We start from the raw sequence: 13,257 nt of genomic DNA, 5'->3' as shown, positions 1-13,257 counted from the left end.
TGTCACCACCAGACTTGAAGCGAGCCGGGTTATCATGCCCGCCCTACCCGCTTCGATCCCAGACCATGACTTACAGCGTCTCCCCCATCGGCTTCGTGCGCTCCTGCTTCAAGGAGAAGTTCGCCATCCCCCGCCAGCCACAACTGGCCCCGGCCGCCCGTGGCGTGCTGGAACTGGTCGCGCCGTTCGACCAGGGTGACGCCGTGCAGGGGCTGGAGCAGGTCAGCCATGTGTGGCTGTTGTTTCTGTTCCATCAGGCCCTGGAAGACAAACCGCGACTGAAAGTGCGCCCGCCACGCCTGGGCGGCAACAAGTCGATGGGCGTGTTCGCCACCCGCGCCACGCACCGGCCGAACGGCATTGGCCAGTCGGTGGTGAAGCTCGGACAGGGTCGAAGGTAATCGGCTGTTTATCTCCGGGATCGATCTGCTCGACGGCACGCCGGTGCTGGATATCAAACCGTATGTGCCGTATGCCGACATCATCCCTGGGGCAACCAATGACATCGCCAGCGCGGCGCCGCAGTTGATCGACGTCCAGTGGGTGGAGTCAGCCTTGAAACAAGCGCACACCCACGCTCAGCGGCTTGAAGAGCCATTGGTTGAGTTGATCGAGCAGTGCCTGGCGCAGGATCCGCGTCCGGCGTATCAGACACCGGCGCCGGAACGTGAATATGGTGCGCAGTTCTGGGATCTGGACGTGCGCTGGCATTACCCGACGCCCGAACAGATCCGCGTGCTGGAAGTCATCCCGGCCAAGGCATAAAACCCGCAAACGAAAAAGCCCGCGCTGCCTTCTCAGGCAACGCGGGCTTTTACTGTCACACCCAAAAACCAACTGTGGGAGCGAGCCTGCTCGCGAAGGCGTCGTGTCAGTCAACATCAATCTTAATGACAGACTGCTTTCGCGAGCGGGCTCGCTCCCACAGGTATCGCAGGTTATTTTTCGACGAACGCACGCTCGATCAGGTAATCACCCGGCTCGCGCATCCGCGCCGAGATTTTCAGGCCGAAGCTGTCGAGCACTTCGCTGGTCTCGTCGAGCATGCTTGGGCTGCCGCAGATCATTGCGCGGTCGTCCTGCGGGTTGATGGGTGGCAGGCCGATATCGCTGAACAGCTTGCCGCTGCGCATCAGGTCGGTCAGGCGGCCCTGATTCTCGAACGGCTCGCGGGTCACGGTCGGGTAGTAGATCAGCTTGTCACGCAGCGCCTCGCCGAAGAACTCGTTCTGCGGCAAATGCTCGGTGATAAATTCGCGGTAGGCGACTTCATTGACGTAACGCACACCGTGAACCAGGATCACTTTCTCAAAGCGCTCGTAGGTTTCCGGGTCCTGAATGACGCTCATGAACGGCGCCAGACCGGTGCCGGTGCTCAGCAGGTACAGGTGCTTGCCCGGGTTCAGGTCATCGAGAACCAGCGTACCGGTAGGCTTCTTCGAGATGATGATCTCGTCGCCTTCCTTCAAGTGCTGCAGCTGGGAGGTCAGCGGACCGTCCTGCACTTTGATGCTGAAGAACTCGAGATGCTCTTCCCAGTTCGGGCTGGCGATCGAGTAAGCGCGCATAAGCGGGCGGCCATTGGGCTGTTGCAGGCCGATCATCACGAACTGACCGTTCTCGAAGCGCAGGCCCGGATCGCGGGTGCACTTGAAGCTGAACAGAGTGTCGTTCCAGTGATGAACACTGAGGACACGCTCGTGGTTCATGTTGCTCATGTACGTTTGACTCCTGGAGATTGGTCTGCGCGGCTCAATGAGGCTCAACGTGCGCAATTGCATCGCATTCTAATAGCGACGACAATATCTGTTAACTGGATTATTAAGATAAGGGTTATCGGTTATATCGATATGCGATTTACTCTCCGTCAACTGCAAGTCTTCGTCGCCGTCGCCCAGCAGGAAAGCGTATCCCGTGCTGCGGGTCTGCTCAACCTCTCGCAATCGGCGGCCAGCACTTCGATCACCGAGCTCGAGCGCCAGTCCAGCTGCCAGCTGTTCGACCGCGCCGGCAAACGCCTGAGCCTCAACGCCCTCGGCAAACAACTGTTGCCGCAAGCGGTGGCCCTGCTCGACCAGGCCAAGGAAATCGAAGACCTGCTCAATGGCAAATCCGGTTTCGGCTCTCTATCAGTGGGGGCGACGCTGACCATAGGCAACTATCTGGCCACCCTGCTGATCGGCAGCTTCATGCAGCGCCACCCGGAAAGTCAGGTCAAGCTGCACGTGCAGAACACTGCCAATATCGTGCAACAGGTCGCCCACTACGAAATTGATCTGGGTCTAATCGAAGGCGATTGCGGCCACCCGGACATCGAAGTGCAGAGTTGGGTCGAGGATGAGTTGGTGGTGTTTTGCGCGCCGCAGCATCCGTTGGCCAAACGCGGCAGTGCGACAATGGAAGAGCTGACCCATGAGGCATGGATTCTGCGGGAACAGGGTTCCGGCACGCGGCTGACCTTCGACCAGGCTATGCGTCACCATCGCAGCGCGCTGAATATTCGTCTCGAGCTGGAACACACCGAAGCGATCAAGCGCGCAGTGGAATCAGGGCTGGGGATTGGCTGCATTTCGCGGCTGGCGCTGCGCGATGCCTTCCGGCGCGGCAGTCTGGTGCCGGTGGAGACGCCGGATCTGGACCTGGCCCGGCAGTTCTATTTCATCTGGCACAAACAGAAATACCAGACCTCGGCCATGCGCGAGTTTCTCGAGCTGTGTCGCGCGTTCACCGCCGGGGTGCAACGCAGCGACGAAATCGTGCTGCCGACGATTGCTTAAAGCAGAATCACTGCCCACACCAAAGCGATCATGCTCAGTGCGACAAATTGCGCGGCACTGCCCATGTCCTTGGCGTTTTTCGACAGCGGGTGCAATTCCAGCGAGATGCGGTCAATGGCCGCTTCCACCGCCGAATTCAGCAACTCGACAATCAGCGCCAGCAAACACACGGCAATCAACACCGCCTGCTCGACACGGCTGACATTGAGGAAAAATGTCAGCGGAATCAGCACCACGTTGAGCAGCACCAATTGGCGGAACGCCGCTTCGCCGGTGAAGGCAGCGCGCAGGCCATCGAGCGAATAGCCGGACGCGTTGAGGATGCGTTTCAGGCCGGTCTGGCCCTTGAAAGGTGACATAAGAAAGAAACCAGCCAAAAAGGTGTGGGGAAGCTAGATCAACGAAAGTCAAAAAAGCGTGAAACCGCCAGCCATCACTGGCTCGGAATTGACTCAAGTTGTTGCAGCAGTAAAGCCGCTTGCGTGCGAGTGCGCACGTTCAATTTGCGAAAGATCGCCGTGACGTGGGCCTTGATGGTCGCTTCCGACACGCTCAGCTCATAAGCGATCTGCTTGTTCAGCAGACCTTCGCAGACCATGGTCAGCACGCGGAACTGTTGCGGCGTCAGGCTGGCGAGGCCATCACTGGCAGCTTTCGCCTCATCCGACACGCTGACTGCTTCGAACGCTTGCGGCGGCCAGAACACGTCGCCATCGAGCACCTTGCGCACCGCTTCCTGAATCACGCTCAGATCGCTGGATTTGGGAATGAAGCCACTGGCGCCGAACTCGCGGGATTTGACCATCACCGAAGCTTCTTCCTGGGCCGAGACCATCACCACCGGAATCTGCGGATACTGCCCGCGCAGCAGCACCAGCCCGGAAAAACCGTAGGCGCCGGGCATGTTCAGGTCCAGCAGAACCAGATCCCAGTCAGCCTTTTCAGTCAGGCGAGCTTCCAGTTCGGCAATGCTCGCCACCTCCACCAGTCGCACGTCCGGGCCAAGGCCCAGCGTCACCGCTTGGTGCAGGGCGCTACGAAACAGGGGGTGATCATCGGCAATCAGGATGTCGTATGTGGCCATTTTTCAAATGATCCTGTTTTTGATGGCAGACGCGGTAGATTCCGGTCTGGCCAAAGCAACTCGAGACAACGCTTGGAAGCGATATCCACAGGGGCACGTTCGACGCCAATCAACAGCAAACACGGCGTCTCAAACCTTGGCCGCACCCTAATCGGCGCCAAGCATGCCCAGCGCAGCCGGGGTGGTCAAGCAAGATGGCCAGCGCTGTCGACAGTATGGGCCACTATCGGGCCAACTCCGGCTGCGGCTTTCGTATATAGGGCAGCAGCTCGGCATGGGCGGGCGTTGATTCATTCATGTCCAGTTGCTGCTTGGCACCGAGGTAATGCTGGCTGAACACATCGAAATAGGCGTCCAGCGCCGAAGCGGCTTCGCTGTCACCGGCCAGTTCCAGGCACAACGCCGCGACTTCGGCGGTGCACAGGTGCTCGCTGCGGGTCGAACGGCGCAAGCGATAGCGCGAGAGTTTGTCGGGCAGCAGGCTGAGGATCGGCAAGCGGTCGAAATACGGACTCTTGCGAAAGATCTTGCGCGCCTCCGTCCAGGTCGCATCGAGCAGAATGAACAGCGGGCGCTTGCTGCTATCGACTGTCACCGTGTTGGTCACCCGCGACGGTTCGACATACTCGCCCGGAAACACCAGGTACGGCTGCCATTGCGGATCGTTGAGCAGTGCAAGCATCTGCGGGTCGGGCTCGGTGCGTGACCAGATGAACGCATGGTTGTCGCGCACCACATCGGCAATCAGCCAACCGGTGTTGCTTGGCTTGAACACTTCCTTGCCGGTCATGATCAGGCACACGCCGGAGCGGGTGTCGACGCTTGGCCGCCACGCGCACAGGCAATGACTGATGATGACCCGGCAATCGCGGCAACGCTCGGAGCGAAAGCCGCGCGCCTGAATCGGCTTGATGCCTTCGTCTTCGCGCTGATCGCGCAGGCGGGCCACGGCGTTGGGGGCATGGTTCATCGCAGGCAACACCGGCTGACAGGGAAACTCGACACGAAAAACACTCGGCAGGGCAATAAAGGCCGGCAGTTTACCAGAGCGTCGGCCACAAGCCTGTACCGTCCAGACCGGCTCCCCTATAATTCGCCGCCACTGAACGCACCGCCCCGTGACGGGTCGAACCACCAGTCACCGAATCAGGAGAGTTTCATGCTGCGCCTTATCGTTCCCACCGCTGCCATTCTGCTGGCGTCGTCCTTTACCGCTCAGGCTGCGTCCCTGAGTGAGCAGAATCTGAACCGAGAGCTGCGCAACGTCGCCGCCCAAAGCAGCGTCGGCACGCCACGGGCGATCAATGAAGACATTCTTGATCAAGGCTACACCGTCGAAGGCACGCAGCTGATCAACCATCTGAGCGTGCAAAAGAGCCACGCCGACAAGATGCGCGCCGATCCCAAGGCTGTGTATTTCCAGTTGGGCGCGTCGGTGTGCAACAACCCGTCGTACCGCAAGCTGATGGCCAAGGGCGCGATCATGCGTTACGACTTCACCGAAGTGAAAACCAACAAAGCGATCGGCTCGGCCAGTTACCAGGAATCCGATTGCCCGAAAGCCGCGCCAGCGAAGAAGAAGTAATCAGCGCGAAGCCTTGGCGCGCCGCTGCTCATCCTCGGCGCGCAATTCCGCCACTAGCGCCTGCAGATAGCGCGAGCGACGCTCGCCGCCGGCCAATCGTCGGCAGCACTCTTCTTCGAGACTCAATTGATGCGTCTCGGCCGACTCCTGCAACATTCGATACAGCTGCGTATCGATCTCCAGAACCACTCTGACCATGCATCCCGCCTCCTTGCCACCCACGAATCCTTGAATTGCTTTGCCTTGCGCAAGCGCAAGGTTGTCTTGCGACGTCTGTATTTGAGTAAATCAGAGTGATGGCCCTTTGCGATACGTTCAGACGAGCGGCGGGGCTTTGGCGCAAATCAGTAAGCGGTTGCCAGACAAAACGTTACAGCGCACTGTTCAAGTCAGCGCGAATGCGTGCGAGGGTCTAGATTGAGAGTATTCCCGATCATTCGTTAACGGCAGAAATGGAACTGCCGGCCCTGTGTGTTTTTGCAGTGCGACCCGGACGCTGGTTGTCCGGGCTACCCGCCCTGTACAGAAGGAGACGTTGAATGCCTTATCAACCGAATGACCTCTTGAGCCGTCATTTTCAGGAAAGCGGCGACCTTGTCAGCCAGGTCGAAGCCCAACTCAGTCATATTTCCACCAACAGCCCGAACATCCCCATCTACCGTGACATGATCCTGACCGTGCTGCGCATGGCTCAGGAAGACCACAACCGCTGGAACGCCAAGATCACCCTGCAAGCCCTGCGTGAACTGGAGCAAGCATTTCGTGTACTCGAGCAATTCAAGGGGCGGCGCAAAGTTACCGTGTTCGGCTCGGCACGTACGCCAGTGGAGCATCCGCTGTATGCAATGGCCCGCGAACTCGGCGCAGCACTGACACGCGCAGAGATGATGGTCATCACCGGCGCCGGCGGCGGCATCATGGCCGCCGCCCACGAAGGAGCCGGACGTGACCACAGCCTGGGTTTCAATATCACCCTGCCCTTCGAGCAACATGCCAATCCCACCGTCGACGGCACCGACAATCTGTTGCCCTTCCACTTTTTCTTCACCCGAAAACTGTTCTTCGTCAAAGAGGCTGACGCGCTGGTGCTGTGCCCGGGCGGGTTTGGCACCCTTGATGAAGCGCTGGAAGTGCTGACGCTGATTCAGACCGGCAAAAGCCCATTGGTGCCGGTGGTGTTGCTGGATGTTCCGGGCGGGACGTTCTGGCAAGGCGCGCTGGACTTCATCCGCAATCAGCTGGAAGAAAACCGCTATATCCTGCCGACCGATATGAAGTTGATGCGACTGGTTTACAGCGTTGAAGACGCGGTGGACGAGATCAATCAGTTTTACAGCAACTTCCACTCCAGCCGCTGGCTCAAGCGGCAATTTGTGATTCGCATGAACCACAAGCTCAGCGATCAGGCGCTGGCGCAGATGCAGGAGGAGTTTGCTGATCTGTGCCTGAGCGACCAGTTCCACCAACATGCCTACAGCGGCGAAGAACACGACGATGCGCAGTTCAGCCATCTGGCACGGCTGGCCTTTGCCTTCAATGGCCGTACCCATGGTCGTCTGAGGGAGTTGGTGGACTTTATCAATCTGCCGGAAAACTGGGCCGATTCAAAACCGCCCACTGCACAACGCTCACTCGAGCCTTTCAACGTGATTTGAAGGCAAAAAAAAGGCCCGCTATTTTTTTAAAAAATAGCGGGCCTTTTTTGTTGAATCGGTCTAATCGTCCATCCCTCGACCGCTGAACAAGCGGTTGATCATCTCCATCGAGAACCCCCGATACGCCAGAAACCGGCCTTGCCTGGCCCGTTCTTTCGCATCAATCGGTAAATGTCCGGAGAACTTGCGTTGCCACGTATCCTGAAGCTGCGCCTGCCAATTGATACCACTTTCGCGCAGGGCGATTTCGATATCGGTACGTTGCAAACCCCGCTGGCTGAGCTCCTCGCGAATTCGCAGAGGGCCATAGCCGGAACGGGCGCGGTAGGAGACAAAACTTTCAAGGTAACGGGCTTCGGAAAGCAGCCCCTCTTCCGTCAAACGGTCGAGGGCTGTTTCGATCAGCTCCGCCTCGGCGCCGCGCTGACGCAGCTTACGCGTCAACTCGACTCGACCATGCTCGCGACGTGCGAGCAGGTCCATGGCGGTTCGCCGCACCGCGACGAGGGTATCCAGTACGGCGGTGGTCATCGCTGGTATCAGAGATCAGCATCGGCCAGGTCGTCTTCGGTCTCTTTGACCGCCGAGGCCTTGGAATCCGCGATCACCGCTGGCGACAGCAGCTTGTCACGCAGCTGCTTCTCGAGCTTCGCGGCGATTTCCGGGTTGTCCGCCAGGAACTTGGCCGAGTTGGCCTTGCCCTGACCGATCTTGGTGCCTTCGTAGGCGTACCAGGCGCCGGACTTCTCGACGAAACCGTGCAGCACACCCAGGTCGATCATCTCGCCGTTGAGGTAGATGCCTTTGCCGTAAAGAATCTGGAACTCGGCCTGACGGAACGGCGAAGCCACCTTGTTCTTCACAACCTTGACGCGGGTTTCGCTGCCGACCACTTCGTCGCCTTCCTTCACCGCGCCGGTACGGCGGATGTCGAGACGAACCGAAGCGTAGAACTTCAACGCGTTACCACCGGTGGTGGTTTCCGGGCTGCCGAACATCACGCCGATTTTCATACGGATCTGGTTGATGAAAATGACCAGGCAGTTGGCGTTCTTGATGTTACCGGTGATTTTACGCAGCGCCTGAGACATCAGACGTGCTTGCAGGCCGACGTGCATGTCGCCCATTTCACCTTCGATTTCAGCCTTCGGTACCAGTGCGGCCACGGAGTCGACGATGATCACGTCAACGGCGTTGGAGCGCACCAGCATGTCGGTGATTTCGAGGGCCTGTTCGCCGGTGTCCGGCTGGGAAACCAGCAGGTCGTCAACGTTGACGCCCAGCTTGCCGGCGTACTCTGGATCGAGGGCGTGCTCGGCGTCGACGAATGCGCAGGTCGCGCCGGCTTTTTGCGCCTGGGCGATCACGGACAAGGTCAGTGTGGTTTTACCGGAGGATTCAGGACCGTAGATTTCAACAATACGGCCTTTTGGCAGACCGCCGATGCCGAGTGCAATGTCCAGACCCAGAGAGCCAGTAGAGATGGCCGGGATCGCCTGACGGTCCTGATCGCCCATACGCATTACGGCACCCTTGCCGAATTGACGTTCGATCTGACCCAGGGCCGCAGCCAAGGCTTTCTTCTTGTTGTCGTCCATTAAAGTCCTCACGTAATCAATAAGGCCTGACGGCCAACACCTGTATAAGTAGCCAGTATTATTCCACAGCGTTCGAAGATCGCCTACCCCTGATTTTCGATTTCTCGTGCCGCTAGTCGCACAAGCCCCTCTAGCGCGGCCTTCACCGTTTGTCGGCGGACTTCATCACGGCCGCCGGGGAAGTGCTGAACTTCAGTGTAAACCTCATCGCCCACACCCCAGGCCAGCCACACTGTGCCCACCGGTTTGTTCGGCGTGCCACCGTCGGGGCCGGCGACACCGCTGACCGCCACGGCAAAATGCGCCAGGCTGTGATGCTGCGCACCACGCACCATGGCCTCGACCACTTCACGACTGACCGCCCCTACCGTCTCGAACAAATCGCCTGGCACATCCAGCTGCCGGGTTTTCTGCCGATTGGAGTACGTCACGTACCCCGCTTCAAACCAGGCCGAACTGCCCGGAATCCGCGTAATCGCTTCGGCGATACCGCCACCGGTACAGGACTCGGCGGTAGTGACATGAGCATTGAGCACTTGCAGACGTCGGCCCAGTTCTGCGGCCAGTTGGGTGGTCTCTTTCACGGCGAGCTCCGGATCGTGTGGAATGCCTCCACCGTACACGAGCCGGACGCGCTTTCAATACACAGAATCATTCAAGATGTTCGGGCGCCAGCGCTCTGACATAGGCCTGACAGGCCTGCAACGCAATCAATCCACGGTCGCCGGTGTCGGTGATGGCGATAATTCGTTGAGCATGCGCCGGGTCAAGTCGGGCGCGTACGGCTGCAGAATCCACGCCGCTGGTGCCGGCGGCGGCTGGCACCGCACAGCCGTGGGCAACGTCGCCGGCGTCGAGAAGGACTGACAGCCGCACATCGGCAGTAGCAAGGCGATCGCGCAAGCGATCCTGATCACGTTGGGCATCGCTCAGCGCTCGATAATGGGTTTGCTCACTGGCCGCGAGCCGCTGCTCCAGTGCCAGGCGTCTATCCTGCTCGGCCTGTTGCGCGGTGGCGGCGGTCTGCGTCAGTTGATTGAGGGTTTCGGCGTTTAACCGCGCCTGCTCGGCCAATTGCCGCCCGTAGCGCCAGTCCTGAAACTGCCATGCCGCTGCAAACGCCCCGGCCACCAGCAGCAACAGACCCATCACGCGCCAGGAGCCGGACATAGCACCGCCCTCGCCCGCGCCCAGATTTGCAGACGATCCTGCAAGCCGTTCAACCCGCCGTTGATCCGCCGGGTGATGGTGTTGAACTGGTCCGCGTCGGCCAGTTCATTCAGGCCCTTCTGCCCCCAGAACCACGCCGCCGATTCGGCGGCCCATTGCGGTTGCTCGAGCAATTCGGGCAACGACAAAAGACGCTCATCGCCAAACAAGCCGAGGCTGCATTGGCGATAGTTGGCGCGACCGGTGATTTGTATGAGCCCGCGCCCTCTGTATTTTTGCCCGTCGCCATCCGCCTCGGGCGTGTTGCCCAGACGCAGCGCCAGCGTACCGGTATCGTATTTGCTCAGGTACTGGTTGTTGCCCAGTTCGCGCACGTAGCGCAATTGGCCGGACTCGTGACCGACCTGTGCGAGGAACGCCGCGATACGTTTTGGCGTATCGATGCGATGCCTGGCCATCGCGGTGTTGAGTGGCGAAACAAAAACGCCCGCTTGGGAGCGGGCGTTGGGCATGATGTCGATTAGGTGTGTTTCAGTTAATTGCATGATGCTTGATCCTCCCTGGATGTTGTCCCGATTGAATCACGGCTGGCGGTTGATGCTTGCCAGCCATTTATTTGCCAGAGTTTTCAGGGTGCCGGTTGCACCAGTTTCAGCGAGTACCCCATCCGCCGGTAGCACCTGCCCGCCCGAGAGCTGCCACTGCTGGAACTCTAGCCAGTCGCGATTGTTGGAGTCCTGTGGAATAAATGCACAGTCAGCCAGGCGCAACACGCCGCAAGCGCTTAGTTGATAAGCCATGAGTGTCGCTCCTAGATTTCAGCGTCCGCTGTCCATTCCAGTTGTAAAGTCTGCCCCGGTGCGCTGCCGACTGGCGTGACAGTGGCAAAAGAAATACTACGATCCGTTACGCCTTGAAGTAGCGTGCCGGTGCAAGCTTTGCTGATCGTTTGATTCCAGACCTGATTATTGCTGTCTGCCGGGCTATAGGCAGTGACAGTCGGTTGAACCCTTTTCTGAACCAGAAAGCCGATCGTCATCCCGTATTGGCCGATATTTCCTGCCGGGACCTGAGTAAACGTCGAGATACACGTATTGGTGCCATTATTGGCTTTGACCGGCAACCCGGAAGCAAATGACTTTTCGTAATAGCGCTGACATAACGCCAGCTCCTGCGCTAAGGGACGAAGCTCAAAGGGAGTGGACACAGGCCCCTCCTCCAATTGGATCTGTGTCAGATCGACCGTTTGCAGAACGTTGAGAGGCAGATCGAACGCCAATGTCAGACAGTCGCCGCTGCCTTGCATTTTCCCCGCAATGGCGGGCACCTGAAACGTTGCGGTGTAGCGCGTCCACACTGTGTTCAGTTGAAACGTATCAATCAGTTTCCCAACGGCTGCCGATCCACCTACCCCGAATTGCTGCGCAATCGTTATTTGCAAAGGCCGCACGGCATCGGATCGAGCCCAGAACGTCAGCGTTGCCGTTTTTCCGGCGAGCGTTCTGACCGACTCTATATTCTGGGAGATTTTGTGAACGGTAGCTCCCGCCCCTGCGGACGTTTGCTGCCAGCGCAGGAAACAGGCCGGTTCATCAGAGACCTCGCCTTGCCCGAGCGCAAAATTTTGCCGCGTGATGCTCACTCCGGCGTTTCCGTTCCAGTCACAACGGAAACGATCAGCCACGTACCCGCCGACATTTGGCGCCTGATTGCTCGCACCACGCTGCCAGATTCTGAAATCGCCATTGATCAACAGATTCTTGCGATAGACCTGCACCGGAAACGCTTGCAGCGGATCAGGTCTGGACAACTCTCGAATGGCTTGAGCCAATTGATGGGTCTGATTTTCATCAGGTGTCAGGCCAGCAGCCGTGATTGCATTGAGTATTTCCTCGGTAACACTGTTCCCCCAACTCGCCGGGATCAGTGACCCCGGCTTCCCTGCAATCGGGTCTTCGTCGACAAACCTGCCGTTTTCCAGACCTGAGCCCGGAATGCTTTTCGGATAATCCATATCACGTCCCTAATGATTTAAAGCGCAGCAGGCAGCCAGCTCGGTGCCACCGGCCTATGCGCGCTGGACGGGAAGAATGAGCCTTGCGGCCACTCGCGCAACGCCCGTCGATAAGTTTGCAGTTCGGCATATTGTTCAGTGGTCAATGTTGTGCCGCCGCCGTCCTCCAGTTCATCACGGTCGCGTGCGACCAGGCCGTCAGTGGCGGCAAGCTGGGCGTTGCGCCAGGTGCGCTCGAAGCCTGCGGCCGCCTCTGCCGAAGGAGGCGGTGGATCGACCAGGACCGGATAACCGCTTTCAGCATGCACGCCAATAACTTTCGCGGTGACCGACAGTTGCTGCAGCAGCGAGATCCAATAGGCTTGGGGAATTTCGATGACATCGTCAGGAATGTCCGACGAATTGATACCCGGTACATACACGCCTCGCGTACCGGCGCTGAAAAGCACGTTGGTAGTATTCATTCAATAACCCTTGGCAAAATAAAACACGGTCCAGCCAGCGCCAGGCTGGTTGACCGCGTTGCGCACTTTCAAGCGAACGCCTTGCTTGGTGGCGGTGCCTCCGACAACAATCACGATGGCCGCTTCGCCACCGGCATGGTTGGCGACACATGAGAAAAAACCATTCGGGAAGGAAACCGGGAAATTGACCCACATTTCACCGTTGGCATCCGTAATGCCGGTCCCCCATTGATCTATGTTTCCACTGGCGTGCTTCTGATACCCGGGGTTAGCCGTCAACCCTGAAAACAGTGCGGCATATTTGAGACTCGCGGTGCCGTGGACTGCCCAGACTCCGTTTTCCCTGACGACGGTGGCGCTCTCACCACTGTTCATGACAATCGAGGTCAGTTCAGCTCCTTGCGGGCTTATTTTCGCAATGCCTGTACAGGCAATAGTGACCGGGGCGTTGCTACGGCAATGCAGCGTGAACGTTGCGCCATTGGGAACTGACTTGATTTCTGGCAAAGACACGGTATAGGCCGAGTTTCCGCCCAGGCCGATCGCCCATCCCACATCCGCAAGAGAAAGTTGCGCCGTGGCTGCGATGTCACGAGACCCTGCGTGATTGCCCAGTGCACGCTGCACGAACTCGGCCGTAGCCACTGAACGGCTGAAATCGAATTGCGCCGGGGTTTTGAAGAGCTGCGAGCTACGTAGCGCGTCGAGCATTTGTGTATTTGAAGTCTCGGTCGGTGTCATTCCTGCGGCCCGCACAACGCCGAGAATTTCCTGCGTCACGCCGTTGCCCCAACTCGCGGGAATCAACGAGCCGGGTGTGCCCGCGAGCGCGTCCTCATCAACAAACATGCCATTGACCAAGCCTGCGCTTGGCACACTGATTGGATAATCCATTGTCTTTTTCCTTAAC

General features: G+C 58.7%; 17 protein-coding genes and 1 pseudogene. 4 read left to right on the top strand and 14 right to left on the bottom strand.

Going from position 1 to position 13,257, the window contains the following annotated elements:
• Positions 1-65: 65 nt before the first annotated feature.
• A pseudogene (gene tsaA, locus ACZ9BE_RS03455) lies at positions 66-765 on the top strand (tRNA (N6-threonylcarbamoyladenosine(37)-N6)-methyltransferase TrmO).
• A 173-nt stretch (positions 766-938) separates the two neighbouring features.
• Here tsaA and fpr read toward each other — a convergent pair.
• The gene (fpr, locus tag ACZ9BE_RS03450) at positions 939-1,718 is read right to left on the bottom strand and encodes a ferredoxin-NADP reductase (protein ID WP_007908723.1); all 780 of its coding nucleotides are present in this window, start codon (positions 1,716-1,718) and stop codon (positions 939-941) included.
• 132 nt (positions 1,719-1,850) lie between these two features.
• Between fpr and ACZ9BE_RS03445 the strand changes: the two genes are divergently transcribed.
• Complete coding sequence (locus ACZ9BE_RS03445; protein ID WP_353188721.1) at positions 1,851-2,777, top strand: LysR family transcriptional regulator; 927 nt, start codon at positions 1,851-1,853, stop codon at positions 2,775-2,777.
• Here the strand turns inward: ACZ9BE_RS03445 and ACZ9BE_RS03440 are convergent.
• The 3 genes from ACZ9BE_RS03440 to ACZ9BE_RS03430 all read right to left on the bottom strand — a co-directional run bounded on the left by ACZ9BE_RS03440 (position 2,774) and on the right by ACZ9BE_RS03430 (position 4,831).
• Complete coding sequence (locus ACZ9BE_RS03440) at positions 2,774-3,136, bottom strand: diacylglycerol kinase (protein ID WP_042607041.1); 363 nt, start codon at positions 3,134-3,136, stop codon at positions 2,774-2,776. The genes ACZ9BE_RS03445 and ACZ9BE_RS03440 overlap by 4 nt on opposite strands.
• Positions 3,137-3,210: 74 nt before the next feature.
• Positions 3,211-3,861 (bottom strand): response regulator transcription factor ErdR, encoded by a 651-nt coding sequence (gene erdR / locus ACZ9BE_RS03435; protein WP_016771412.1) that lies wholly within the window; start codon positions 3,859-3,861, stop codon positions 3,211-3,213.
• Positions 3,862-4,084: 223 nt separating this feature from the next.
• On the bottom strand, positions 4,085-4,831 hold the full coding sequence (locus ACZ9BE_RS03430; RefSeq protein ID WP_305382334.1) for a tRNA-uridine aminocarboxypropyltransferase: 747 nt from the start codon (positions 4,829-4,831) through the stop codon (positions 4,085-4,087).
• A 189-nt stretch (positions 4,832-5,020) separates the two neighbouring features.
• Here ACZ9BE_RS03430 and ACZ9BE_RS03425 point away from each other — a divergent pair, with 189 nt between their 5' ends.
• Positions 5,021-5,446, top strand: a complete 426-nt coding sequence (locus ACZ9BE_RS03425; protein ID WP_007908738.1) for a PA3611 family quorum-sensing-regulated virulence factor — start codon at positions 5,021-5,023, stop codon at positions 5,444-5,446.
• Here the strand turns inward: ACZ9BE_RS03425 and ACZ9BE_RS03420 are convergent, their stop codons facing one another.
• Positions 5,447-5,644, bottom strand: a complete 198-nt coding sequence (locus ACZ9BE_RS03420; RefSeq protein WP_016770569.1) for a hypothetical protein — start codon at positions 5,642-5,644, stop codon at positions 5,447-5,449.
• Positions 5,645-5,985: 341 nt separating this feature from the next.
• Here ACZ9BE_RS03420 and ACZ9BE_RS03415 point away from each other — a divergent pair, with 341 nt between their 5' ends.
• A complete protein-coding gene (locus tag ACZ9BE_RS03415) occupies positions 5,986-7,101 on the top strand; it encodes an LOG family protein (RefSeq protein WP_476248907.1) in 1,116 nt (371 codons plus the stop codon).
• 60 nt (positions 7,102-7,161) lie between these two features.
• Here ACZ9BE_RS03415 and recX read toward each other — a convergent pair whose 3' ends face one another.
• The 9 genes from recX to ACZ9BE_RS03370 all read right to left on the bottom strand — a co-directional run bounded on the left by recX (position 7,162) and on the right by ACZ9BE_RS03370 (position 13,241).
• On the bottom strand, positions 7,162-7,632 hold the full coding sequence (gene recX, locus ACZ9BE_RS03410; protein WP_041478085.1) for a recombination regulator RecX: 471 nt from the start codon (positions 7,630-7,632) through the stop codon (positions 7,162-7,164).
• An 8-nt stretch (positions 7,633-7,640) separates the two neighbouring features.
• Positions 7,641-8,699 (bottom strand): recombinase RecA, encoded by a 1,059-nt coding sequence (recA, locus tag ACZ9BE_RS03405; RefSeq protein ID WP_024011876.1) that lies wholly within the window; start codon positions 8,697-8,699, stop codon positions 7,641-7,643.
• Between the two features lie 83 nt (positions 8,700-8,782).
• Complete coding sequence (locus ACZ9BE_RS03400) at positions 8,783-9,283, bottom strand: CinA family protein (protein ID WP_041478216.1); 501 nt, start codon at positions 9,281-9,283, stop codon at positions 8,783-8,785.
• A gap of 67 nt (positions 9,284-9,350) precedes the next feature.
• Complete coding sequence (locus tag ACZ9BE_RS03395) at positions 9,351-9,869, bottom strand: lysis system i-spanin subunit Rz (protein WP_476248906.1); 519 nt, start codon at positions 9,867-9,869, stop codon at positions 9,351-9,353.
• Entirely contained in the window at positions 9,848-10,414 is a 567-nt protein-coding gene (locus ACZ9BE_RS03390) for a glycoside hydrolase family 19 protein (RefSeq protein WP_476248905.1), read from the bottom strand. Before ACZ9BE_RS03390 ends, ACZ9BE_RS03395 begins: the two co-directional genes overlap by 22 nt.
• Before the next feature lie 36 nt (positions 10,415-10,450).
• Complete coding sequence (locus ACZ9BE_RS03385; protein WP_252868889.1) at positions 10,451-10,669, bottom strand: hypothetical protein; 219 nt, start codon at positions 10,667-10,669, stop codon at positions 10,451-10,453.
• Positions 10,670-10,680: 11 nt separating this feature from the next.
• Complete coding sequence (locus tag ACZ9BE_RS03380) at positions 10,681-11,883, bottom strand: carbohydrate-binding protein CenC (RefSeq protein ID WP_476248904.1); 1,203 nt, start codon at positions 11,881-11,883, stop codon at positions 10,681-10,683.
• Between the two features lie 17 nt (positions 11,884-11,900).
• Positions 11,901-12,347, bottom strand: coding sequence for a phage tail assembly chaperone (locus tag ACZ9BE_RS03375; protein ID WP_095180515.1), 447 nt, complete (start codon positions 12,345-12,347; stop codon positions 11,901-11,903).
• A complete protein-coding gene (locus tag ACZ9BE_RS03370; RefSeq protein WP_150636353.1) occupies positions 12,348-13,241 on the bottom strand; it encodes a gp53-like domain-containing protein in 894 nt (297 codons plus the stop codon).
• Positions 13,242-13,257 lie beyond the last annotated feature (16 nt).

The organism is Pseudomonas sp. TE9122, from assembly GCF_056278925.1.
This window is presented reverse-complemented; position numbering and strand designations above follow the sequence as displayed.